Consider the following 25,016-nt stretch of genomic DNA (forward strand, 5'->3'; position numbering starts at 1 on the left):
ACTTCTCATGCAAAAGGTTCTGCTCTCGGTGGCCGCGGCCGCCGCGCTTTCGTTTGCCTCGTTCTCCGCCGCGGCGGCTACCCACGATGGCGCGTTCATCAGCGTCAACGGCGGCAGCTCGCAGTACGACATCAGCCATACCCGCTGGCAGGACAAGAACGACACCGCCTTCGGCGTGACCACCGGCTACCGCTGGGTCGTCGATCGTCCGTTCGCGCTGGGCGTGGAAGTCGGTTATGCCAACCTCGGCAAGATGAGCGCCAAGCTCGACTACAGCGACAACTTTTACAGCGACGTCGTGAACTATAAGCAGAAGGGCCAGGCCCTCCTCGTGGGCGCCAACGGCAAGTGGGATCTCCCCCACGGCTTCACCATCACCGGCCGCCTGGGCGTGGCGCACTCGCGCCTGAAGTACACGGCCAACGAGCACCTGTCGCCGGCCATCCCCGGTTACGACGTGTTCCACGACGAGCGTACGTCGAGCGACAACGGTATCTACGCCGGCCTTGGCTTCGGTTACGACTTCACGCCGAACATCGGCATCACCGTGACCTACGACCACTACTCCACGAAGGCAGAAGACGTGCTGCTGGATAAGCGTGGCGTGGACATCAGCGTGTACGGTGCCGCGGTGGAATACCGCTTCTGATCGTGCGCGGGCAGCCATGGCAGTGCGTTGTGACACGCGTCACAACTAGCTGCCATGGCAGCCATACGTAAAGCCCCGTAAGATACCCCTGCCCGAAGGGCACGCCGGCAACGGGGCCGGCGGACTTTCAAGGACTAAGGGATTTCATCATGCAAAAGGTTCTGCTTTCGGTGGCCGCGGCCGCCGCTCTTTCCTTCGCTTCTTTCTCCGCCAGCGCGGTGACCCAGCAGGGCTGGTTCATCGGCGTAAACGGCGGCAGCTCGCATTACAGCGTCAGCCACACCAGCTTCGACGATAACAACGACAGCGCATTCGGTGCCGTCGCCGGTTATCGCTGGGTCGTCGATCGTCCGTTCTCGCTTGGCGTGGAAGCGGGCTACGTCGATCTCGGCAGCATGAAGGCCACCGACGACGAGAGCTTCACTGGCTACTCCGACCTGTACAAGGCCAAGTTCAAGGGCCAGGCACTGTTGATTGGTGCCAACGGCAAGTGGGATCTCCCGCACGGCTTCACCATCACGGCTCGCGCCGGCCTCGCGCATTCGCGCGTGAAGTACACCGTTACTGAATACCTGTCGCCGTCCGTGCCGGGCTACACGCCGTACTACTCGAACAACGACTCCAACGACAACGGCGTCTACGGTGGCCTCGGTTTCGGTTACGACTTCAACGAAAACGTCGGCATTACCTTGACCTACGACCACTACGCCCTCAAGGCGGACGACATCACCGGCGACAAGCGCACGGTGAACGTAGGCGTGTTCGGCGCGGCGGTGGAATACCGCTTCTGGTAATCCAGGCTTTTTTGTTGGCTGCGTTTCAAGCCAAGCCACGACGAACGTCGTGGCTTGGCGGGCCACTCCCGGCTCCGCATAGCACTCAAGGAAGGAACGTAACCATGCGTAACGCCATGCTCGCCGCGGCAACCGCCGTTCTCCTGTTGCCCGCGTCATTCACCGCAAGCGCGTCATCGTCGTCGGCCTCGGTCACCCAGACAGGTGCCTTTGTCGCCGTCAGCGGCGGCACGTCGCATAACGACATCGACCGCAACGTTTCGTCGGCCAGCCATTTCCTGACGAAAGACGATAGCAGTACGGCATTCAGCGTCGTCGGCGGTTATCGCTGGGTGGTTTCCCGGCCTTTTTCGCTGGGTATCGAAGGCGGCTACGTCAGCCTCGGCAAGACCGACTGGTCGCAGATTTCCGGCGGGCTCAGCACCCGCTTCCGTGATCGCGAAAAAACGAAATCTGATGCGGTGCTAGTCGGTGTCAACGGCAAGGTGGATCTTCCCCACGGCTTCACCGCGACTGCGCGCCTGGGCCTCGCGCACGTGCGGACACGGTACCAGGCCGGCAGCGACGCCTACGTCGTCTACAAGCCGACGCCGCCGATGTCTCTCCAGCGCTCGTCGTCGACCGACAATGCGATCTATGGTGGCGTTGGCTTCGGCTATGACTTCAACGAGAACGTGGGGCTGACGCTGTCCTTTGATCGCTATGGCTTCAAGGCGGAAGGACCCATCGACCACGGTCATACGGCGCACGCGAATGTCGCGGGCATCACGGCCGAATACCGCTTCTGGTAAACCGCCGAGTCCATCGGGTAGAGAAACACACGGTCGCGCAAGCGGCCGTTTTTCGTTTCGCATTATTTTGGGTTTGGCCGGCTAAACCCCTATACAACCCTGCGGTTCTTCGCTATAACCGATAGCACGTGTTGCGACGCAGCACGCAAGGGATTCCGAAAGGAAGCAACCAGTCCGCCTCGCGCCCCCGGCTTTTTCGCCGGTGCGGTGGAGTGCACCCAGGGGTTTTTCCATCGAAGCCATGACAGGGCCGTGCCGCGGCCCTGCAGGTAGCCGTGCGCCCGAAAAACGTACCGAGGAGACGTTTTCCCATGTTCAGCCGCACTACCCGACCCCACCGCATCGCACTCGCTGTGGCTGTCGCCACGGCCCTGGCCGCCCCTGTGGCCTTCGCCCAGTCCACCACCGGTGGCATCTTCGGCCAGGCCCCCACCGCGGCGGGCGAGACCGTCGTCGTCACCAGCGACACGGGCCTGAGCCGTGAGACCCCCGTGGACGACCGCGGCCGCTATAGCGTGGGACAGCTGCCCCTGGGCACGTACACCGTCGCCCTGCGCGCCAACGGCCAGACCGTGGATACCCGCACGAACATCGTCCTGAAGGTGGGCGCCGGTACGGAGGTGTCGTTCGTCAGCACCGCGGCCAATGCGCAGGACCTCTCGGGCATGACGGTGTCGGCCTCCGCGCTGGCGAAGATCGACGTCTCCAGCATCGACTCTCGCACCGTCGTCACCTCCGAGCAGCTGGCCAAGCTGCCGCTGGGTCGCAATTCGGAAGCCATCGCCCTGCTCGCCCCCGGCGTGGTCAACAACGGCGGCAACTTCAAGGGCGCCACGGGCAATTCCCTGGTGAGCTTCGGCGGCTCCGCGGCCAGCGAGAACGCGTACTACGTGAACGGTTTTGCCACCACCGACCCGTTGCAGGGCTTCGGCGGCCTGTCGCTGCCCTACGGCGCGATCGAGCAGCAGGAGGTGTACACCGGCGGCTACAGCGCGCAGTACGGCCGCTCCGATGGCGGCGTCATCAACGTGGTGGGCAAGCGCGGCACCAATGAATGGCACTTCGGTGCACAGGTGCTGTGGGAGCCGGCCTTCGCACGCGCCTCGCAGCGCAACCGCTATTTCGAGAACGGCCTGCCCGCCTCGCCCGTGGCCGGGAACCTCTACGCACCCGATAGCGAGAACGGCAGCGACAGCACGACGGTGAGCGCCTACGCCGGCGGTCCGCTGATCAAGGACAAGCTCTTCGTATTCGTGGCCGCCGAGTACGAGCGCCAGCAAGGCAATACGGTCAATCCCGTCAGCGGCTATACCAGTACGAAACCGTACGTGGACTACCGTTACAACTCGCCGCGCTGGTACGGCAAGGTGGACTGGAACATCACCGACAACCACATCCTCGAACTCACCGGCGCGTCGGACAAATACCAGACATCCGGCTCCATCTACGATTACGACTACGCCTCGCGCACGAAGCAGCAGCGTATCGGCGCCGATGACGACACCAAGAACGGTGGCGACCTGTGGACGGCGAAGTACACCGGTTACATCACCGACGACCTGACCATCAGCGCCCAGTACGGCAAGCTGCACACCACGGCCTATGACTCGCCGGGCGGCTACGACCCCAGCCTGACGTACGTCGACGGCATCGTGAACCAGAACCCCGCGCTGAATGGCGGCGCGCCGCGCGGCAACTCGCAGACGGTGTCGAGCCTGATCCCGGCCGGCAAGGGCAACCGCACCACCAATACCCGCATCGACATCACCTACAAGCTCGGTGACCACACGATCACCGCCGGCATCGACAACCAGACGGCCACGGCAATCGACCAGGGCTCGGTGACCTCAGGCCCCGGCGGGTACTCGTGGACCTACGGCCAGGGCGATCCGAACACGCCGATTTCCACCGGCCTGGGCGTGCCAGCCACCGGTGGCTTCCCCAATGGCGCCGGCGGTTACTACGTCATCCAGAACATCAACAGCAGCCTCGCCACCGTGCGCTCGGCACAGCGCGCGCAGTACATCGAGGACAAGTGGCAGGTCTCGGATCGCTGGCTGCTGTCGTTCGGTATCCGCAATGACCAGTTCGAGAACTTCAACGCCGACGGCGATCCCTTCATCACGCAGCACAAGCCGCAGTGGGCGCCGCGCCTGGGGGCGAGCTGGGATGTGAATGGCGATGCGACGGTCAAGGTGTATGCCAACGCGGGCCGCTATTACCTCGGCCTGCCGTTGAATCCGGCGCTGAACGCCGCAGGCGGCGCGCTCACCACCTCGCAGTACTTCACCTATGGCGGTATCGCGGCGGATGGCACGCCGACGAACCTCACGGCCATCTCGGTGCCCGTCGCCGCCAACAACACCTTCGGCCAGTTGCCGGATCCGAAAACGGTGACCACGCAGGGCCTGAAGTCCGAATACCAGGACGAGTTCATCCTCGGCTTCACCAAGACGCTGGGCACCAACTGGGTCTACGGGGCGAAGGCCACGCAGCGCATCCTGCGCAACGCCATCGATGACTATTGCGATATCGACCTGGTGCTGGCCAAGGCGCAGTCGCTCGGTTACGACGTGACCACCCAGAGCAACCCCGTCAGCTGCTGGCTGTTCAACCCGGGCAAGGCCAACACCTTCAACCTGGTCGATACCAACGGCAACTACGTGAGCGTGCCGCTGAGCAACAAGGAGTTCGGCTTCGACCGCCTCAAGCGCCGCTACTACGGCCTGGAGACGTTCCTGGAACATCCCTTCGCGGATGGTTGGTACGGCAAGGTGAGCTATACGTTCTCGCGCAGCTACGGCAACACGGAAGGGCAGCTGCGTTCGGATCTGTTCCGCGAATCACGCGGCACGGGCCAGACCGCGGTGTCGACCACCCAGGATTGGGACAACAGCTACATCATGGTCAACACCAATGGCGTGCAGAACAACGATCACAAGCACCAGCTGAAGTTCTTCGGCTACTACCAGTTCACCCCGGAATGGCTGGTCAGCGCCAACCTCAGCCTCATCTCCGGTGCGCCCAAGCCGTGCCTCGGTTACTTCGGCGAGGACCGCACGGACCCCGCGGGCTACGGCAACAGCTACCACTTCTGCAACGGCGAGCCCTCGCCGCCCGGCAGCCACGGCCGCCTGCCGTGGGTCCGCCAGCTGGACCTGGGCGCCACGTACCGGCCGGACTTCGCCGCCTCGCGCCTCGCCTTCAACCTCAACGTCTTCAACGTGACCAACGAGCAGAAGGTGCTGGCGATCTTCCCCAACGCCGAATCCAGCCCGAACCTGGCCAACCCGCTATACGGCACGCCGACGTCGATGCAGCAACCCAGGTACGTGCGCCTGAGCGTCAATTACGACTACTAACCCGCATACGCCACCGTTGTAGGAGCTCACCCTGTGAGCGACATCTTTCGCGAAAGCCCAACAAGACCGGAACGGAATCGCGAAAGCTGTCGCCCACAGGGTTGGCTCCTACCAGATCACGGACGCGCGGGAATCTTCAGCCCGCGCTCCACGCCCGGGCGCGAGGTGCCGCGTTCCAGCCACGCAATCACGTTCTGAAACTGATCGAACTCGACGAGCTCACGCGCGCCGTAGAACGTGACCAGGTTATTCACCCAGCCCAGCGTGGCGATGTCGGCAATGGTGTACTCGCTGCCGACGATCCAGTCCTGGCCGTCGAGCTGCTTATCCAGCACGCCTAACAGGCGCTTCGCCTCGGCGATGTATCGCTGCAGTGGACGCTTGTCTTCCCATTCGCGCCCCGCGAACTTATGGAAGAAGCCCACCTGGCCGAACATCGGGCCGATGCCGCCCATCTGGAACATCACCCACTGGATGGTTTCCCACTTCTTGATCGGATCCTTCGGAAGGAATTTGCCCGACTTCTCGGCGAGGTAAAGCAGGATCGCGCCGGATTCGAACAGGCCAATCGCCTTACCATCCGGGCCATTCGGATCGATCATCGCCGGGATCTTGCCATTGGGATTCAGCGACTCGAACTCGGGCAGCTTGCTCTCGTTCTTACCGATATCGATCGTATGGACTTCGTAAGGCAGCCCCGTCTCCTCCAGCATGATCGAGGCCTTCACCCCATTCGGCGTGGGCAGCGAGTAGAGCTGGATGCGGTCCGGATGCTGCGCGGGCCAGCGGGCGGTGATCGGGAACGAGTCGATGTCTGCCATGGGGATTCCTTGGGTTTCGCGCGAGGTAATCCCCCGAAGGTAGGGCGGGGGCGTGCAGGATTCAACCGTCGCCTGCCTTTGTTCCCGGATACGCGACGGCTTGTGGCGGTGCTGTGCGTCCGCTTTTGTCGCTACGCGCTGTAGGTGATTGCCTCGTCATCACTGTAGGCGTCGACCTATTCACGAGTCTGGGCGCGGGCTGGGGTGCATTCGGGCTTTGGCCGGAAGCAGGGTCGCGGCTATCGGGTACGTCCGCATGAGCGTTGTGCGACGCCTAAACTGCTCGCGCGCCACCCGACCCACCCTCAACGACAAGGGACTTGTCATGAAACGAACCCTCATTCTTACCGCCCTCCTGCTGGGCGCCGTACCCCTCGCCACGCATGCCGCCGATGGCGGTATTGCTCCGTCAAAGGAGGGCACCGCACAAAGCGGCCTGTTCCTCCATGGCACCCTGGGGAAATCCTCCATCAACATTGATCGCAAGGTGCAGAAGGACACCCACGGCCGTCACGCCAATGTACTGGTCGGCTATCGCTGGGCCGTCGCCGACCGATTCGCCCTGGGCGTCGAAGGCGGCTACGCCTGGCTCGGCCAGATGAACCACAGGCAATACCTGCCCATCAGGGGCAGCAACAACAAGGCCCTATACACCCGCAACATCGACTTGCGCGCATATCTCCTGGGCGGCAACTTCAAATGGCACATCGACGACCAGTTGTCCCTGGCGGTACGTGGCGGCATTGCCCGGAGTCACGGCCACCAGCGCGACCGGCTCGAGGGCCCCGGCCTGCACAGGACGTCGTCGAATCACGCAGACAGCGTCCGCCCGTACGTCGGCCTTAGCCTCGGATACGCCGTCATTCCCAAGCTGACCCTCAGCATCGATGCGAACCGCTACTTCGTGAACAAGGTGCATTACACCGACGGCCGCACGCAGCTCCTGGCCGTGAACACCCTTGGCCTTGGCGCCGAGTACACCTTCTGACCGACAGCGGCTTACACTGCGGGCATGCCTTCCATTGGGGAATTCACGCATGCCCGCTTATATCGCCTTGCTCCGCGCCGTGAACGTTGGCGGCACCGGGAAGTTGCCGATGGCCGAGCTGAAGGCCATGTGCGAGGAGGAAGGGTTCCTTGCGGTAAAGACCTATATCGCCAGTGGCAATGTGGTGTTTACTTCGAAGCTGAAGGAACAGGCGGTAAAAGCTGCGCTCGAGTCGCGGCTCGAGGCGTACGCCGGCAAACCCGTTGGGGTTATGGTGCGGACCGCCGCCGAAATGGCCGCCGTGCTTGCTGACAATCCATTTCCGGACGCGCCGGGTAACCGGGTGGTTGCCATCTTCCTTGATGCGGCGCCGCCAAAGGATACGTTAGCGGCGGTGCGGCACCAGGGGAACGAAGAAGTCCGGCTGGGAAAGCGGGAGATCTATGTCCGCTACGACGATGGGATGGCCTCATCGAAGCTGGTCATCCCGGCCGCAAAGGCCGGGACCGGGCGGAATATCAATACGGTTGAAAAACTCGCCGAGATGGCCGCTGTTCTGTAGGGGCGCGCTTGCGCGCGACGGGCTGCGCCCCAGCGCGACGACCTCCCGACTACCCGTCGGCCTCACCAACCAGAGGCACCGGCTCCTCGCCAGCAAGGTCAAGCTCCGCCAGCAACCGACTCGCGCAGCTATCCCCAATGACGGCGGCAGGGCGATGAATGCGCTCGCGATCGCCTGCCATCCAGTCGTCGTAGCCGTGCTTCTCAAGCGAAGCGCCTGCGCAGGATACGGACCGTTGGAAGAACATACCTCGCTTCAGTGTAAGCGTCAGATTGAAGTAGAGTCGGTAGTTGTCAGACTCAGTGAGCTTCTCGTAGTCGAGGCCCCAGAAGTCGGCCGAACCGATGATCGCGTAGCTCGCATCCGGATTATGGACAATGCCCTTTTGGGCCAGACGATCTCTGACGCTAACATCCATCGCCTTTCCCGGATCCTTGAATACTCCGGCGCCCTCGACCGTAGGCGAAAGAAGCCACGCATCGGCGTCCAGGTAACCACCTTTCGGCATGCTGTTGCGTTGGCCCAAATGCACGGATCCGCCACCACCCATCGCCGCTCCAACGACACTCAATGCCGTGAGCGCCACAATTTTGCCCTTGGTCTGCGTGAGAAAGTTCGCGTCGGATGGCGGCTTAAAGTTGAGCCCTTCTGATCGGATCGTGTCGATCACATCGGAACTCAGTACCTGGCGCTTCGGGTCAGTAGCGCAGCCGGAAAGAACGAGCGCGGCGATCATCGCCGGAACAACGAAGTAACGCATGTATAACTCCTTGTCATTAGTACATTCCTACCTTCTCAGCCCGCTACTACTTTGGCCCTATTCGTCGATGAGCTCCGAAATAGGCAACTAGGAAATACGCCGCACCAGTTACCGATCCAGCCATCGATGCTTCTCGGAGCAAGAAAGTGTCCACGTCCTCGTCCACTTTCACATCATGGGCAATCACTCCGATCACGCCCGCAGACGCCACGAGCAGAAATGACGTACCAAACATGACCGATCCATATAGCAAGGCGTTGAGCATTCGTTTCATTCTGATGCCTCACCTCAGTGCGGCTTTCGAGGTCTTGGCTGAGGCAGACAGAAAAGCAGCGTAGCCATAGACGCCGGAACTGCCCCACGCTTGCAAGCAAGTGGCACAGCGATAGTGAAGTCAAACTCCCACCCCTTTATCGCGCAACCCACCCACGCGAGGAGCAACATTCCACCCGTCGTGCCTACATAAGTAAAAAATCCAATCGCGATAATTCGAAAAAATCTCATCATTGCCTGCACCCATTGGAACTTCTTCTTGAAGATATGGGTTTGAGGGTGTCCATTAGTACTTGATCGACCTACGCCGCCGCGGGGCCGACGACGCTACCGTAAACAGAGGGCACGACGGATTTTGGCATGGATTTTTTCATCCATTCACTACTCACGCCGCCCCCCTTGTAGCCAGACACCCCCGCCACACCCGAACGAATGGCATCCGCATTAACCACCTGCAAGCTACTTAGATCCGATTCGCCGATGAGCTCCGAAGTAACCGATCAAGAGGCACGCGACCCCTGCTACGGCGCCAGAAATAAACGCTCTCCGAAGAAAGAAAAAGACAACCTCTTCCTCAAACTTCAAGCCTTCGCATATCGTGTAAATCACACCACAAGACGCCGCAATTACGAACGAAGTACAGAACATTGCTGACCCGTAGATCACGGCGTTCACTAGCCTTGTCATTTCGACACTCCATCGTTGGACGACTTGTTTCGATACGCTCACCCTAACGGGCTTTAGGGAGCATCACCACGCGATCCAGCACGGCATCTAAACGGACTAAGTGGCTGGATATGCTTCGCGAATATCGTGCTTATGCTCTCACGCGGCTGAAGCTGTAGGTGGGAGCATTTAGATCATCTTCGATATCCAACGCATAAAATCACGTCCATCGATATTCCGCATCCGTAGCCGGCGTTGGTGGCCCGACCGAGTACCTCGTAAAGGATTGGACGATCAAGTTCGATGCCGCGGAGTAGGCAGATTTCAATTCCAAAAAACATTACAAGGGAAGATGTAACAAGGAAGAATGCACAGAACGTTACCGCCAATCCACCTAAGAATTTCACTCACCACCTCCTTCGTGCCTCTTCGTATCGGGCACTTTCACCACATCGGAGATCGCACCCGCGCCCTCATTGACGACTGCGCCTGCTTCATTGCCACCCAATTTCGGCAGGACCGAAGCGGGAACCTTCGTCGTCAGCCATTGGGTGAATTTCCTCCGGCCAAGAATTCGGCTTCTCCTCCGACGCCGGGAACAGCAGCGTTGATCCAAACATTCTTACTTTCGTTATAGATCACGTTATTGAACTCGCTTTGGATAAATCCTCAGGAGAACGGCAAGAGATCTGGCAAGCGGCGGAGTGATGGGTCTTCGATCGTGCAGCCAATCGAGACATCACGATTCCGGGCAGACATCTTTACTTCCGTGACTTATCTGCAGCACGTCTGAGTTTGGCCGCAGCGCGCGCCCTCTCTACCTCGATATCCGTCACGTCCGTAAGGTCCAAGGATCTAACCATTCGCTCGAGGAGCGCCTTCCGAGAGGCATACCAACCAGGGTCCTCAATGACCATCCTCTTGTAGCGCCCGGTTGCCAGAATGGCGTGCCCTTCATCGATCTTAAGGATGTACACCTCAGTGATATCGAATACTGCCGGCGCATTGTTTACTGGCTCGGCAACATCAACCGATCCCCATGTCCGGAACGATCCCGGCTTCGTAGGGTCTTCCGACCGACTATCGTAGCGAGTGAAAGCGTAGTGCTTCCAAACGCGACCGTTAATATGTTCGTCCCTCGAATAGATCTCTTCGTGGTGCCTCCAGAATCTCGCACCATCGCCACTTGGCGTCACTCCGGCCGCCTTGTTGAGCACCGGCATCACTCGCTCCGAGGCAAGCCCGTCACCTCGGAGCCTAGACGCGGGATTGTCGATCTCCAGCGTGTAAAGCGACATCGCGTACTGACCAAAGCCGGATGGATCCACTTTTCCTTCGCCAACAAATCCATCATCCCCTTCTCGAAATCCAATATCCTGGGCTTGGGGAGAACACGGGACATCTTGGCGCTCTGGAATGTATACGCCGCGCAGTGATATCCGGAGATCGGAGACGATCGTGGGTTCTCTGACGCACACAGTCACTGGATCAGACCATCTCTGCGGAGGCGAGTGCTGCACGACGGGTGAGTAGTATTTATCAGTTGCACAACCCGAAAGCGAAACACCCGCTAGAAAAGTGGTAACGATGCAAGTGCGCAACTTCACCTTGACCCCTCTCTGCTGTTCTTGCTCTCCAAAGCCGGGCTCTTGATTGTCCAGTTCATATCGGGCCGATACATGCAGTTCAAACCTTGACAGCTATGAGGATTTACGGAGCCGCCGAACACATCAGCAAGCCCCTTGATCGCGCCCCAGAAGTTACTCTGCGAGGCACCCGGGATGTGGATGGAGCTAGTTGGATCCAAGTAGGGCGACGGAAACACGTTCATTCCGACAAGAGAAGACACAGGATCATTCGGATGATCAAGGAACGTCAGCTGCGCATGCGAAATGTTCTCTCTGCCAATCAGGTCATAAATCTCCTTACCTGTGATGGTCTTCATCGAATCGACAAGCGGCGTGGGACGCACTGCTGCCCCGAAGACAGCGACACTAAGTTTAGGATTGATGTATCCCGCGTCAACTGACTGGAATAGCGCGTTCCGGGTTGTGATACTTCCCAAGCTATGACCAAGCACGTTAAACGCACCGCTGCCACGGGCGACGATCGCAGATGCCAGTGCAGTGGACGTAGCGGAGTATTCGCCGTTGAGCGGCGAGATGAATTTGTCCCATCCTGCCTGCATCAAATCAGACAGTCCGCCATGTGTCTGATTGTACTGAAGATAGAACGTCGTATTCTCTACGTCGGGATCCGCGCGTTCCGTGTAGCCCACGAAAAGCTGTGATGCCCTGGCAAGGTCATTGAGGATTCCATTTGTCGCGAGATTGCGTGCGTCGGAAGGAATGGTATCGACTAACTCAATCGTGTAGCCATGTTTCTTCAGCGCGGCAATACGCTCCTCAGATCCCACACCCTGTCCTGTGGGCAACTCCCAGTCGCCTTCGAGATTATCCTCCGACCAAGCACCCAGCTTCGGGTTACCGCCGGCACAATCGGAAACTGGACGCGTGCAGGTCACCTTGACCGCCTGAGTCTCATTGAATCCCTTGCCCGCACTGGTCCATGCATCGCCAACGCGAGCGATCGCACCCGTCGTGGCGAGGTACTTGAGGTCGACGTTCCCGGAAAGTACTGATGCTCCCAGGGCATTGACGGTCTTTACCGTCGAAGGGCTCCAGCTCGGATTATCACGCTCTCTAGCTTTTGCGAATGCCGCCATGCGGAGAGCCTGGCCATCAGCATCCTTGCCAGCTGCCTCGGCTTCGCGCGCTCGATTGTTGAGATCAGCAATTTCCTTGTTCTTTTGGGCCTCGCGAGCATCGTAGACTGCGTCGGTCACGGCGTTAGCCGTGCCAAGCACCGCGCCGATGAGCTCCTTTTTCTCGGCCATCTTCTTGGGATCGTAGGCGACGACCTGGCCGCCTACCGAGGACGGGTCGCGGCTGATGTCACTGACGCTGCCGTCGCGGATCACAAGGGCGCCCTGGGCGATGGCGCTTTTCGTGGTGCCTTCGCGCGACTTATCCATTGGCATCTGCAGGCTGGTGCCACCCATGCTCACCTTTTGCTCGCCGCGCGCGTTGCCGTTGTAGCTCCCGGCTACCGTGACGCCTGAGGATTCGTAGCTCGACTTGTTCTTGATTGACTCGTAGGAAAGCGATCCCGTGTTGAGCACGTTCTTCGATGCATCCGCGGCGCTGTCGAGGACGGCGCCGGCGAGGTGGGTATTGCCACCGACCGCGAGCTGGAATCCACCGTCTCCAGTGCGGATGCCGGTTACCTCGTTCACACTTTCAAGGTGGCCTTTCGCTTTGTTGCTCGAGAAGTTCGCGCTTCCGCCGTAGCCATAGACGAACGTGCCACCCATCTGCTTCTGCTTGCTGGCATAGTCATCCGTATCCTGCTCACTGCGCAGGGTGAGGTTTCCGCCCACGACGCCGACCACTTGGTTTGCGGCCAACAGGCCGCCCTGAATCGTGGTGTTGTTTCCGCTGATGATCTGGAGCGTATTCGAGGCATTGATCGTGCTCTCGGCATGGGTGACGCCGTTGCCGGTCGCCTTCCCCTTACCCGTCGCGGCCGTGACATAGATGCCAGTCTGCGATCCGACCGAGAATCCGATCTCGCCGCTGCCGTTCTTGTTGGTGCTTTTGTTGGAGTGATTTTCTGCCTGGCTAAGAATGTTCAGGTCACGGGCCGCAGCGAGGGCAATGTTTGAGCCATCGAGATGACTTCCCACGATATTCAGGTCCCCGCCCGTCGCGGCGATGGCAAGGTTGCCGCCAGCACGCAGGTTGCTTCCAACGGCTGTTTCGGCGTGCGTCTTGCTGTCGCTGCTCACGCTACTGGCGCCGATGCCGATCCTCAGGCTTACTCCAGCATCTGAAGCGGCACCCGATGCCGATGCGGCTTCCACAGCCTGCGCACCACCCGCATACGCACCGTACGCACTGGCCGCGGCACCTGCCGCGTAGAGCGCCTTGAGGCGACTGTCTTCGACCTGGCCTGCGCGCTTTGACATGCCGTAGGCCGCCTGTGCCGCCGAGACCACGCCTCCGGTCAAGCCAAGGTGGATGCCTGCCGTCTGCTTTTTGTACGTTTCGTGCGTGTCGGTCGTCGCCAGCGCCGCGTCGATCGTCACATCCTTGCCGATGATGGCGGTGTCCCGCGTGGTCAGTACGTCGCTGCCGGTGATATGCACCAGGTTCCCCGCGCTCAGCACCACATTGCCATCGGTGCTACCAACGAAGCTTCCGGTCGGCGTGCTGTCTGTCTGTTCGTATCCGGTCTGCTCCTTGGAGGCGCCGATCATCACGCTGAAGCCACCGCCGGACATCACGCCGGACTTGCTGACCGTACGGTCGTGGGTTTCGCTGTGCGTGGTCTCGGCCGTGCCGATGGTCAGGTTGTTGCCTGCCGCCATCACCACGTCTCCGGTGGCGCCGATCTGGGCGCCATGCGTGGTGATGTCGTGTCCGGCGGCCACGGCGACCGTGTCGCCACTGATCAGCGTGCCGACGGCGAGGTTGTCCAGGCTGGCGTCGAACGTCTTCTTGGTCGTGCTCGACGTGGCGCCGGACTTGACGCTCTTGGCGCGCTGCTCCCAGGTGTGTCGCTCCTGACCTGCATTGAGGCTGATGTCACTTTTCGCAGCCAGAGCCACACCACCCACGTCGCTGGTGATCGCTGCCGCCGTGGCACGGATGTCGTGCCCTGCGCTTACGCTGACGCCGCGGTTGCTAGTCAGGGACGTGCCGGCCAGGGCCTCGTCCATCGTGCGGGTCTGGACGGCCTTCGTGCCGTCCTTGCCATGGCTTTCGCTGCGATACGTGTCCGTGACGGCGTTAAGAACAACGTCACGGCCCGCGCTAACGGCAAGCTGGTCGCCCGCTTTGACCCTCGCGCCCTCGCTCACGACATCGCGACCAGCCGCGAGAACGGCGTTGCCGCCCGCCTCAACGGTCGACACGGAATGCACGGTGCTTTCGCTGTTGTACGTCCCGCCCTGCACGGCTGCGGTCTGGCCAACGGCACTGAGGCTGAGGTCACGCCCGGCGGCCAGCGCCGCATCGCCGCCGGCCTTGACCGACGTCGCGGCGAGCGAGAGGTCGCGCTTGGCGGAAAGCACCATATCGCCACCCGATGTCACCAGCACGTTACCGAGCGCAAGATCGCGGCCCGCGCTGGCAGCAAGGTCCCCAGTCGCTGCGATCGATCCGCCCGAGGCAAGCCCGAGGCGCGCCGCATCGAACGGCGCGATGGCGTCGCCAAGCTTCAGTCCGCCCAGGTCGACGCGGCCAATATCCGCACCACTCCGAATGTCATTACCCGCCGCAAGACTGACATTCCCACCCTTGATCACTCCGCCATTCAGGATGTCCTGCGCGGCAGTAACACTTAGATCACCACCCGCCGTGAGGTTGCCCGCATTGAGCAGCGTGCCCGCCTTGAGGCTGGCGTCACCGCTCGCTGCAATCGTCCCGGTGTTCGTCAGCGCACCGGACGCATCCAGCACCACCGACTTACCCGACAGGATCGCCCCGCCCTGCGCCACTTCCTGCGCGTGGGCGGCGGAGAGGTACACCACGGGTACCAGCACCTTCTCGCCGTTGACCTCCTGGCTCACCATCCAGACGATGTCCTGGGTGAGGCCGGCCATCTGCTCGGCCGTCAGCGCGACGCCGACGGCTAGCTGGACGTCACCGGCCGCCTCCACGCCGGCATCCATCAGCGCGCGGTACTGGGCCATCGCGTCGGTGTTGTCGGTCAGGTAACGGCGGCCGGTAAGCGAGGTGATCTGGTCGAGCACCATGCGCTGTTCGTAGAAGCCGTCACCCAGGCGCTTCATGAAGCGCGTGCCGTCGAAACCGAGGCGGCTCATCAGGTAGTCACTGCCGAGGAAGCCCGCTTTGCTGGCGAAGCGTGGGTCGGTCTCGATGAGGTAGGGGCTGCCGCTGCCTGGGTGCGTGGTGTACAGGCCGCTGGCCGGCAGGCGGATCTGGCCTGCCGGCGCGTCCGGGCTGCCAATACTCTGCGAGCCGGGACGTGGGCCCGCGTGGCTGTTGCCGGAGTCGTCGCCCAGGCCGCCAAGGTCGACGTCGCCGCCCGCGTGGCCGACCGCGCCGGGGCCCTTGCCGATCACGTTGCCACCGCCGGCGTTGGCGCCCAGCTGCACGCCGATGATTGGCTTGCCATCGGCGCCGACGGTGGTGTTCTCGATCGCCTCGCCGTGGAATTCCAGGGCGCCGCCTGCCGTCATCCGCGAGGCCAGGCCCTGGCCCGGATCGATCGTGATCCACGCCGGGCGCTGGCCATCACCCAGGGCAATGGTCGAGGTGCTGCTGCCCTTGCCGTAGATGCGGAAACCATCGGGCACCCAGCGGCGCGGATCGTGTACGAGGGCCTCCCAGCCCACGCCGTATGACGAGACCGTCCGCACCGTGCCCGTGGGCGCCCAGGCGATATTGCGGATGATCTCGCCGCCGATGGCGGTGTCACCCGGGCCCACGGCACCCTGGCCGGCGCCGTTGATAACGAGGTTGTTGCCGGCGGCGACGGTGGACTTGTCGTTGGTCACCGAGCCGGACATCACGATGTCGGTGCCGCCGACGATGCGGCCCTCCGCGCTGGTGCGCTTCAGTCGCTCGTACGACACCAGCGTATCGACGAAGCTGCCTTCGAACGATGTAGGAATGCCGCCATCCTTGCGAAAGCCGATGCAACGGTGGTTGTCGTAGCCATTGCTCTCGCAATACGCGCGGGCGAGTTCGACCTCTTCCGCGGAGACGACCTGTGAAGGGTCGATGTTCGGCGGCCGGTGGTTCGGATCCGGATCGTTATACGCGTAGCGCACCACGGGACCACTCGACTGGCTCACCGCGCCGTCGGCGAGGTGCACGGTCTCGGTCTCGAAGACGCGTCGCTCATTCGTGATCTGGTTCGCGGCCAGCGTCACGCGCTGGTCGGCTTCGATGCTTCCGGATCGGTTGATGATGGCCTGCGTGCGGCTGCCCGCGTCATCGGCGGCGATGAAGATATCGCCGAGCGCGAACACCATGGCGTCGCGATTGAGGAACGTGCCACCGACCAGCAGGCGGACATCCTGCGTTGCGGCGATCAGCGCGGACTGATAGGCCGCGTTGTCCGTGGCATCGCCAAGGTCTGCACCGTTGGTGAGGTTGTTGGCGCGGACGGTGATGGTGTCACCGATCATCGAGCCGGTGTTGTCGATATCGGTACCGTTGACGGCAAGGCTGTCGCCTTCAAGGCGACCGCGGTTGGTGACGCGCCCGCGCGAATTAAGCGTGGTGGCGGCGCTACTGACCCGCGCGCCGGCACCATTGTCGATGGACGCCGCATCGATGGTCAGCGCACCCACGCTTTCCAGCGTGGCGCCATCGCTGTTGTAGAACGCGCCGCCCAGATGCAGGCCGAAATGGCGATTCGCCTTGTACTGGCTGCCGGCGCCGTTGACGAAATCGCCAGGCAAGCTGATATCGAGGTCGCGACCGGCGATCACGCGGCCACCGCCACGGATGCCGCCGGAGAGCGAGAGTGCCACGTCGCCGTTGGACGACGCGTTGCCCTCGAGATTCTCCAGCCACGCCAGCGTGAGTGCCAGGCGAGCGCCCGCACCGAACTCGCCGCGGATGTTGGTAAGGACGGCACCGCCGTTGTGCCAGTCGAGCGTACCCGCGGCATACACGTTGCCACCGGTGTTGAGAATGTTCCCCGTGCTTAATGCGAGATCGCTACCCGCGACCAGGCGGCCGCCGCCGTTGTCGATCGATGCGCCGCTGACCGTCACGTTACCCTGGCCGCCCAGGGTGCCATCACGATTGTCGATGGCACCCCCGATGTTGAGACGTGTCTGCCCCGCGCCACCGTTGGCGATGCGGCCCCCGACATTCGTCAGCCAGCCGCTGCTCACGGTCAGCTCCGCAGCGGCATCGCCGCTGCCACCCTCGATGCGACCGCCGTCGTTGTCCAGTACGGTGCCGGCAGCGACCGACAGGGTTCCCATCGCCTGGATGGCGCCCCGGTTGACGAGGTGGCCGGCAGCGGCGACGGTGGCGCTGGTGCCGGCATAGAGCTGGCCCGCATTTTCCAGGGCACCGGCGCGTACCCACAGGCCGCCGTTGCCGCCGATGAAGCCACCGCCGCCATTGCTCAGCGCGTTGGCGATGCCCAACCGGATCATGTCGCCCGAGACTCCCTTGATCTGGCCACTGCCGTTGGCGAGTGAGCCGGCATCGAGGGTGAGCGCGCCGCCGGACTGGATCACGCCCGCGTCGTTGGACAGCGTACCCGCGGAAGTCACCGCCAGCATGCTGCCGACAAGCGTACCGCCATCGTTGGCGATGCTCGCCGCCTTGAGCGTGATGTCCTTCGCCAGGCTGATCGTGCCCCCGGTCGAATCGAGCGCGCCTTGCGCGTCAAGATCCAATGCGCCGTTTCCGACGATCCGGCCGAGGCGGTTGGCGATGCCAGCATCGCTGCGCATCGTAAGCACGCCATCGCCGGCGTGCTCGATAGCCCCCTCGTTATTGACGATAGACGACGCGCGCACGGTGACATGCTTGCCGTTCGAGGTGATGCGGCCGCGGCTGTTGTCGAGGCCACCCGCGACAGAAAGCACCTGATCGGCCGAGCCCGTCTGGGTGATCGTGCCGTCCGTGTTATCGAGGCTCCCAGCAGTGATGGCCATCGTGCCACCCTGCAATGCGCCACCACGATTGCTGATGGCGCCGGCGGCCTGGAGCGCCAGCGCACCCGCGGTCGCCACGTTCGCGCTCCCGGTATCGATGCCGCCCTCGCGTGCGGTAAGCGAGATATCGCCCGCCGTGCGAAGGCGGGCCTCGGTCAGGTCCAGCGACGCGGCCGTGAGCGTGAGCCCGCTTGCCGCCAGCGTGTCGCCGTGGACCGAGAGCGCACCCGCGACGGCCGCGTCAATGATGCCCGCCGAGCCAAGACTGCCGTCTGCCTGGATGCCCGCGCCCAGCACGCCCGACGACACAAGCGTCCCGGCGTTGAGCATCAGGTTACCCCTTGCGGCCGTCGTACCCGTGTTGGTGAGCCTGTCCGCAGCGGCCAGGGTCACGTTGCCCGCGTCGGAAAGCAGCTTGCCGCTGTTGCGAAGGTCGCCAGCCACATCGACGGCGAGGTCGCCCCCGGCGCGCAGCGTGTTGACGTTGTCGAGCGCCCCGGCCCGCACGCCCAGGTTGCCCGCCGCGTAGACCTGGCCGGCGTTGTCCATGACACCGTCGACATCGAGCGCCAAGCCACGCTCCGCATACAGCACGCCTTCCGCACCGAGGGAGAACGAGGTGGCGGAAACGGCCATGTCGCCACCGGACTGCCAGTGGCCGTGATTCGTGATGCCGGCGGCATGCGCCGATGTGTCTCCACCGGAGACGAGGGTGCCGCGGTTGAGCAGCGTGCGCGTGGCCCACAACGTAGCCGCGCCTGCCAGGCTGAGACGACCGCTGTTTTCGATGTCGCCACCTTCGAGCCGGGCGGCAGCACCGGCGATGACCGTGCCGGCGTTCTGCATCGTGCCACTTGCCTGCAGCAACAGTCCGGCGCCCGACTCGATGCCGGCCTCGTTGGTGATATCGCCCGCACGCAGGGCTAACTGCTTTCCTGCATACACATCGCCGGCGGCTGCATTGCCGAACCCGGCGGCGTGGATGTCGAGCGAACCACCCACCGCGTAAAGCTTGCCGCGGTTGTCCAGCGACCCGCCAGCGCGAAGCGCCGCGTCGTTTGCCGCGTAGATCGTGCCGGTGTTATCGATGGCCCCCGCTGTGGCGATAGTTACGTTGCCACCCGCCGCCAGGGTCCCGCTATTGGCCAGGGCCGCGGCCTGGATACCGAGCTGTCCCGTTGAGGACGTTTTGCCGGTCAGTTCGAGACGGCCGGCCTGGGTGATGGTGAAGTCACCGCCCTGCGTCGCCAGTTCGCCCGCATTACGCACGCCGACGCCGGCTTCCGTTCCCACCAGGCGGATCTTGTTGGCATACATGCCACCCAATGCGGCCACGTCGAGGCTGACGCCCGCCGCGCCTTCGCCGGCGATGGCCCTGGCGTTGAGGCTGGCGTAGTCCACCTCGTTGGCGCCCGTGACGACGTTGAGTTCGTTGGCCCATGCCTTCGCGTTGGCGGCCACGGTGCGTGCGATGAGATCGAGACGATCGGTACCGGCGGCATTCAACCCGGCGCCGTCAATTGCGAGATGGCCCCGCGTGACGCGGAAGGCCGCGAGGCTGCCGTCGCCGCCGAACAGCGGCGTACCGGTCACCATCGTGCCGCGCGAGGTATTGATGAAGCCGCAGCCATCGCAGCTGATGCCGTTGGGGTTGGCGATGACCACTTCGGCGCGCTGGCCCGCGACTTCGGTGAACCCGCGCAGCTGCGACGCGTTTCGGGACGTCACTTCGTTGACGATGATCCGGGCGGACGCACCGTTCGCAAGATTCGGGTTGCCCACGATGTAGCCCGCCTGCTGGGCCTGGCTTACCGCACCGCTGTTGTTGAGCACCAGGCCGCGCGAGTCGACGTTGAAGTCGTGGTACTGGTTGTGCGACACGCCGCGCTGGTTGGGCGCCACGATGTTGACGACAGGCGTGCCATTGGCGGCGGGGTCCACGCCCGGGGCGTGGGGCGAGCCCGCCGCAGGAGCGACCTGCGCCTGCGCGGCGACGGGGCCACCAGCCAGGGCAACGAGGATGGCAAGCGCAAGCGACTGGGCCGTGCCGTGGGGAAAAGAGAGGCTCTTCATGGGATGTGCCGATCCGTTCAGTACTGATAGACGAGCTGGAAGCCCGTCGCTGGCCGCGCGGTCTGCAAGGCGCGACCGCCCTTGCCTGCCCACCCGGCAAATACATCGAAGTTCAAAGGGCCCGCGGCACCACGTACGCCGACGAAGGCGCCGCGAAGGGTCTTGTCCGGGAGGGCCTTGATGCTGGGGCCGCCGACATGGCCGCCATCGATGCCGATGTAGGCCGCCGCGGGCAATGCACCCAGTGGGGCGCTGAGCGTGTTGCGCCAGTACCAGCCCTTCTCGCCGGCCAGGTTCTGCTCACCGTCGAAGCCTCTAACGCTGTAGCGACCCCCGACGGTGATGAACTCCGACGCGTACAGCACATCACCACTGTGCTGCGCCCGGAATTCGCTGGTCCACTGCAGCGGCGCGCCGCCCACGCTGAAGGGCAGCGTGAGCGAGGCATCAAGGATGCCCATGCGGTACTGGAAGGTCGGAACGCCGGCCGGGAGGTTCGCTGCATCGCGCTGCCCGCCAAGCGCACTCACGCCCTGGCGGCGCGCTACGCGCAGGTCGACCTGCGCACGCCCCACGTACTGCCGCTGTACCAACGCGAGTTCGGCCGTCGTAACGTGGCGCTTCTGGCTCGCCAGTTCGGTGCCTTCGATGAAGTTATGCGCGAGGCGCTTGCCGACGCGAAACTCCAGCGAGGTCTTGCCGTACGCCGTGCGGTGCAGCAGCCGTTGCAGCGTGAGATCCACGGAACGCGACTTGCCGCTTGATACGAAGATCTGCTGCGAGCCCACCACCGTCTGGTGGTAGTGGTAATCGTAGAGGCTGACAGTGGCCGACCCGTTGCCAAGCGGCACGGTGTAATTCGCGCTGTTGCCGCGCGTGCCGCGCCCGCGACCTGGGCTGACAGCGTGGTTGTAGCCCAGCGTAAGGACATCGTTGATGCGCAGGGGATTATCCAGCCCGAGCTGGACGCCACCCTGCAGGCGGCCTGTGGACCGTGACCCGGTGTCGTCCAGGGATGCGACGACATGCCAGGGCCGTGTGCGGCTGATGGACACCACAAGGTCGGACTCGCCGGGCAGGTCGCCCGGCGCGATATCAATGGTGACGTCCTGCGACGGCACGCGCTTGAACTGCTCGAGCCCTTGTTCGATATCGCGCAGGTTGAGCAACCCGCCGGCCCGCGACGGCAGCGCCGTCCGCCAGAACCCGCTCGCCGAGCCGGGCGCGAAGCGAATCGCGCGCACGGTACCGGGTACGAGCGTGAGCCTCAGGACGCCGGTGTGAATATCCTGCGGTGCGAGCCCGACACGCGTGGTGACAAACCCACGGTCGATGATCAGGTCAGAGACGCGGCGTACGACCAGGTTGACCCCGTCGTGCCCCATGCAGCGGCCCACGTAGGACCGCAGATAGCGACGCGCGAAGTCGAACCCGTGGCCCGGGGCACCATCCAGCACGATGCCGGTGATGGGAAAGCAGTCGCCTTCGGCAGGCAGGTCGGTGCGGTGGAAGTCCGCGGGTGGCGCACTGCCCAGCCGAACCGACGGCTGGGCGCGCTGGTCGTCGCGCCACTTCGCTTCACGCTGGCTGCGCGCGCGGCGCTCCTGCGTGTCGATGTCCTCCAGCGCCACGGCGCCGACAGCGGAGGGTGCGCCGGCGAGCACCGCCACGGCACAGGCCATCGATGCGAGACCGCATCGGGTGTTGGCCATGTGGCGCCTGTTCATCATAACGTCCCTGGTCGTGGTCACTTCGGGTCGAAGTGCTTCCGTGCCGGAGAATGTTATGGGTGCTGCCGGGGTGTTGCCTGTAGAAGGATTCTGAAAAATGAGTCGGATTTTTGCCCGACGCCCGTAGGGGAAACCCTAGGAGTGAGTGAGATTATTCCTTGTTGAGCTTGCTATGCCGCACGCCATACGTGAAGTACACGATGAGCCCGATGATCATCCAGATCGCAAACCGCTCGAACGTGATCCACGGCAGGCCATAGATCAGCGCCAGCGAAAACAGGATGCCCAGCGGCGCGACGAACCACACAGCCGGCGTCTTGAAATTGCGGTGCAGCTCCGGCTTGCGCACGCGCAGCACGAGCACCGAGGCGCAGATCAGGATGAACGCGCTGAGCGTGCCGATGTTCACCAGCTCCGCCACCTCGCCGATCGGCAGCAGGCCCGCGACGAGGGCGGTGAAGAGGCCGAGGATCATGGTCGGACGCGCCGGCGTGCCGTAGCGCGGATGCACCTTGGCGAACCAGGCCGGCAGCAGGCCGTCACGAGAAAGGGCAAACCAGATGCGCGCCGCGCCGAGCATGAAGGCGAACAGCACGCTGACCACGCCGATGACGGCGGCGACGGCGATGATGTTGCTGATCCACGGCAGGCCGATGGCGTTGAACGCGTCGGACACCGAGGCTTCGCCACCCAGCGTCGAATAAGGAACGATGCCGGTGAGCACCAGCGAGACGGCGATATACAGCACCATCGCGACGGCCAGCGAGAGAAGCACCGCACGCGGCAGGTCACGCTGCGGGTTCTTCGCTTCCTCGGCGGCGGTGGTCAGCGTGTCGTAACCGAACACCGCGAAGAACACCACGGAGGCGCCGGTGAGCACGCCGTGCCAGCCAAAGTGCGCCGCGCCCTTGGCGTCGAGCACGCGCTCGGGGATGAACGGGTGCCAGTTGGCCGTGTTGATGTAGAACGCGCCCACGCCGATCACCAGCGCCACGCCCAGCACCTTGATCGCTACGATCAGCGTGTTCAGGCGCGCGCCCCACTCGGTGCGCATGGAAAGCAGGATGGCCACGAACAGGGAAATACCCGCGGCGATGATGTTGAAGCGGTGTCCGTCGGTGGGCGCGCTCACGGGATGCGCGAACGACACGCCCAGCGAGCCCATCCCCTGCTGCCAGTAATAGGCCATGGTGTCGGCGCTCATGCTCTTCTGCGCCCACTCCGGCAGGTGCACGCCTGCCGTCGCCAGCAACACCTGCACGTAGCCCGACCAGCCGATGGCCACCACCGCCACCACCAGGGCGTATTCGAGCAGGAGATCCCAGCCGATGATCCAGGCCGCGCCTTCGCCCAGTACCGCGTAGCCGTAGGTATAGGCGCTGCCGGTGACCGGGATGAGCCCGGCGAATTCGGCGTAGCACAGGGCGGCGCAGGCACTGCCCAGGCCCGCGATGATGAAGCTGAGCGCCACCGCCGGGCCGGCGTTCATGGCGGCCTGCTGGCCGGCCAGGACGAAGATGCCCACGCCGATGATGCCGCCGATGCCGATGGCGGTGAGCTGCCACAGGCCCAGCACCCGGCGGAAATCCGTGCGGCTGCCGACTTCCGCCTGCAACTGCTCAACGGACTTGTGGCGGAGGAACCTGGCTAGCGACATGGGGGAATCCACGGTATGACGAGTGACCGCGGATCATAGCGGGCGTGGGACCCCCTGTCGCCGAGCGCCCGCAGCAATCCCGTGTGGGGGAAGGCCTCAGCGGCCGTCCACGGCCTTCCGGCCCAGGGCGGGGTCATCAGTGAAAAAGGCATCGATGCCGGTGGCCAGGTAGGCGCGGATTTCCGCCACGGAGCCCGCCTCGTTGCGCGCCGCATCCCCCGCCCCGTCGCGGAAATCCGCGGCGAGGAAGTGGTTTTCCGGGCGGAAGGTGTACGGGTGGACCTCCAGGCCGGCCGCGTGGGCGTCATGGACCAGCGGCGCCACGGGGGCCAGCCGGCCGTCCTTCGCCAGCGGGATGATGCTGCGCGTGGAGGGGCCGATCGCGTCGGCGTAGCCACGGACGGCCTTCAGCCCGGCGGGGGTCATCATCTGCCCGTAGGTGAGCGAGGGCAGGTCCGCCGGGTGCTCGTCCGCCCCCTCCATCAGCTGGAGCAGGCGGATATTCGGATGGCTCGTGCCGAGCTTCCCGCGCAGATACTTCAGGTTGCCCACCTCGAACGACTGGATCTCCACCGGCGCCGTGCGGGTGTACGCATGGGCGGCGAGGGTCGCCAGCACGGCGTCTTCCATGGGCAGGCCGATGCCGCGGAAATACGTCGAGTGCTTGATCTCGGGAATGATCCCCAGCACCTTGCCGCGCGCCGACGCTTCCGCCGCGACGAACTCGATCATCTCGTCGAAGGTGGGCACGCTGAACTGGCCGTCGAACGCGGTATTCGCCTTGCGGATGTCCGCCAGGCGCTCGCGGGCCCGTAGCGTCTTCAGCTCCGCCAGCGTGAAATCCTCGGTGAACCAGCCGGTGATCTGCACGCCATCCACGGTTTTCGTGGTGCGCCGGCTGGCGAACTCGGGGTGGTTCGCCACATCGGTGGTACCGCTGATCTCATTCTCGTGGCGGATGACGAGCACGCCATCCTTCGTCGACACCAGGTCCGGCTCGACGAAGTCCGCGCCATCACGAATGGCCACGGCGTAGGACGCCAGCGTGTGCTCGGGCCGCAGGGCGCTGGCCCCGCGGTGGCCGATCACCAGGACTTTCGCGGCGATGGGCCGGGCATCCACGGCATGGGCAGTCATCGGCAGGGCTCCGCTCATCAGGGCAAGGAGAGCGAAGGAT

13 protein-coding genes are annotated in these 25,016 nt (G+C 63.5%); 6 read left to right on the forward strand and 7 right to left on the reverse strand.

Translation table 11 applies throughout. From position 1 onward, the window contains the following. Positions 1 to 7: 7 nt before the first annotated feature. The 4 genes from FIV34_RS19370 to FIV34_RS19385 all read left to right on the forward strand — a co-directional run bounded on the left by FIV34_RS19370 (position 8) and on the right by FIV34_RS19385 (position 5,596). Positions 8 to 649 (forward strand): outer membrane protein, encoded by a 642-nt coding sequence (locus tag FIV34_RS19370; protein ID WP_139985127.1) that lies wholly within the window; start codon positions 8 to 10, stop codon positions 647 to 649. A 149-nt stretch (positions 650 to 798) separates the two neighbouring features. Next, a complete protein-coding gene (locus FIV34_RS19375) occupies positions 799 to 1,443 on the forward strand; it encodes an outer membrane protein (RefSeq protein WP_139985128.1) in 645 nt (214 codons plus the stop codon). A 104-nt stretch (positions 1,444 to 1,547) separates the two neighbouring features. Further along, a complete protein-coding gene (locus FIV34_RS19380) occupies positions 1,548 to 2,234 on the forward strand; it encodes an outer membrane protein (protein ID WP_139985129.1) in 687 nt (228 codons plus the stop codon). A 311-nt stretch (positions 2,235 to 2,545) separates the two neighbouring features. Further along, positions 2,546 to 5,596, forward strand: a complete 3,051-nt coding sequence (locus FIV34_RS19385) for a TonB-dependent receptor (RefSeq protein WP_139985130.1) — start codon at positions 2,546 to 2,548, stop codon at positions 5,594 to 5,596. A 116-nt stretch (positions 5,597 to 5,712) separates the two neighbouring features. On the opposite strand, the gene FIV34_RS19390 is transcribed toward FIV34_RS19385, so the two are convergent. Continuing rightward, the gene (locus tag FIV34_RS19390; protein WP_139985131.1) at positions 5,713 to 6,417 is read right to left on the reverse strand and encodes a glutathione S-transferase N-terminal domain-containing protein; all 705 of its coding nucleotides are present in this window, start codon (positions 6,415 to 6,417) and stop codon (positions 5,713 to 5,715) included. Between the two features lie 325 nt (positions 6,418 to 6,742). Between FIV34_RS19390 and FIV34_RS19395 the strand changes: the two genes are divergently transcribed. Beyond that, on the forward strand, positions 6,743 to 7,405 hold the full coding sequence (locus FIV34_RS19395; RefSeq protein WP_170207663.1) for an outer membrane beta-barrel protein: 663 nt from the start codon (positions 6,743 to 6,745) through the stop codon (positions 7,403 to 7,405). Positions 7,406 to 7,454: 49 nt separating this feature from the next. Further along, positions 7,455 to 7,967: a DUF1697 domain-containing protein gene (locus FIV34_RS19400; RefSeq protein WP_139985133.1), complete on the forward strand. Its 513-nt coding sequence runs from the start codon at positions 7,455 to 7,457 to the stop codon at positions 7,965 to 7,967. A 49-nt stretch (positions 7,968 to 8,016) separates the two neighbouring features. Here the strand turns inward: FIV34_RS19400 and FIV34_RS19405 are convergent, their stop codons facing one another. The 6 genes from FIV34_RS19405 to FIV34_RS19430 all read right to left on the reverse strand — a co-directional run bounded on the left by FIV34_RS19405 (position 8,017) and on the right by FIV34_RS19430 (position 24,976). Then, positions 8,017 to 8,727 (reverse strand): hypothetical protein, encoded by a 711-nt coding sequence (locus FIV34_RS19405; RefSeq protein WP_139985134.1) that lies wholly within the window; start codon positions 8,725 to 8,727, stop codon positions 8,017 to 8,019. A gap of 1,700 nt (positions 8,728 to 10,427) precedes the next feature. Further along, positions 10,428 to 11,273: a hypothetical protein gene (locus FIV34_RS19410; protein ID WP_139985135.1), complete on the reverse strand. Its 846-nt coding sequence runs from the start codon at positions 11,271 to 11,273 to the stop codon at positions 10,428 to 10,430. After that, positions 11,270 to 20,452, reverse strand: coding sequence for a hemagglutinin repeat-containing protein (locus FIV34_RS19415; protein ID WP_139985136.1), 9,183 nt, complete (start codon positions 20,450 to 20,452; stop codon positions 11,270 to 11,272). The genes FIV34_RS19410 and FIV34_RS19415 overlap by 4 nt, the downstream gene beginning before the upstream one ends. Positions 20,453 to 20,469: 17 nt before the next feature. Beyond that, positions 20,470 to 22,164, reverse strand: a complete 1,695-nt coding sequence (locus FIV34_RS19420) for a ShlB/FhaC/HecB family hemolysin secretion/activation protein (protein WP_170207664.1) — start codon at positions 22,162 to 22,164, stop codon at positions 20,470 to 20,472. A 169-nt stretch (positions 22,165 to 22,333) separates the two neighbouring features. After that, entirely contained in the window at positions 22,334 to 23,839 is a 1,506-nt protein-coding gene (locus FIV34_RS19425) for an amino acid permease (RefSeq protein WP_139985138.1), read from the reverse strand. 96 nt (positions 23,840 to 23,935) lie between these two features. Continuing rightward, positions 23,936 to 24,976 (reverse strand): glycerophosphodiester phosphodiesterase, encoded by a 1,041-nt coding sequence (locus FIV34_RS19430; RefSeq protein WP_246058691.1) that lies wholly within the window; start codon positions 24,974 to 24,976, stop codon positions 23,936 to 23,938. Between the last annotated feature and the right edge of the window lie 40 nt (positions 24,977 to 25,016).

The sequence above is a fragment of the Luteibacter pinisoli genome (genome assembly GCF_006385595.1).
GTDB classification, from domain to species: domain Bacteria; phylum Pseudomonadota; class Gammaproteobacteria; order Xanthomonadales; family Rhodanobacteraceae; genus Luteibacter; species Luteibacter pinisoli.

Excerpts from the sequence above, each read along its gene's own strand:
- FIV34_RS19370 (WP_139985127.1), top strand. The coding sequence starts at position 8 with ATGCAAAAGGTTCTGCTCTCGGTGGCCGCGGCCGCCGCGCTTTCGTTT.
- FIV34_RS19375 (WP_139985128.1), top strand. The coding sequence starts at position 799 with ATGCAAAAGGTTCTGCTTTCGGTGGCCGCGGCCGCCGCTCTTTCCTTC.
- FIV34_RS19380 (WP_139985129.1), top strand. The coding sequence starts at position 1,548 with ATGCGTAACGCCATGCTCGCCGCGGCAACCGCCGTTCTCCTGTTGCCC.
- FIV34_RS19385 (WP_139985130.1), top strand. The coding sequence starts at position 2,546 with ATGTTCAGCCGCACTACCCGACCCCACCGCATCGCACTCGCTGTGGCT.
- FIV34_RS19390 (WP_139985131.1), bottom strand. The coding sequence starts at position 6,417 with ATGGCAGACATCGACTCGTTCCCGATCACCGCCCGCTGGCCCGCGCAG.
- FIV34_RS19395 (WP_170207663.1), top strand. The coding sequence starts at position 6,743 with ATGAAACGAACCCTCATTCTTACCGCCCTCCTGCTGGGCGCCGTACCC.
- FIV34_RS19400 (WP_139985133.1), top strand. The coding sequence starts at position 7,455 with ATGCCCGCTTATATCGCCTTGCTCCGCGCCGTGAACGTTGGCGGCACC.
- FIV34_RS19405 (WP_139985134.1), bottom strand. The coding sequence starts at position 8,727 with ATGCGTTACTTCGTTGTTCCGGCGATGATCGCCGCGCTCGTTCTTTCC.
- FIV34_RS19415 (WP_139985136.1), bottom strand. The coding sequence starts at position 20,452 with ATGAAGAGCCTCTCTTTTCCCCACGGCACGGCCCAGTCGCTTGCGCTT.
- FIV34_RS19420 (WP_170207664.1), bottom strand. The coding sequence starts at position 22,164 with ATGGCCAACACCCGATGCGGTCTCGCATCGATGGCCTGTGCCGTGGCG.
- FIV34_RS19425 (WP_139985138.1), bottom strand. The coding sequence starts at position 23,839 with ATGTCGCTAGCCAGGTTCCTCCGCCACAAGTCCGTTGAGCAGTTGCAG.
- FIV34_RS19430 (WP_246058691.1), bottom strand. The coding sequence starts at position 24,976 with ATGACTGCCCATGCCGTGGATGCCCGGCCCATCGCCGCGAAAGTCCTG.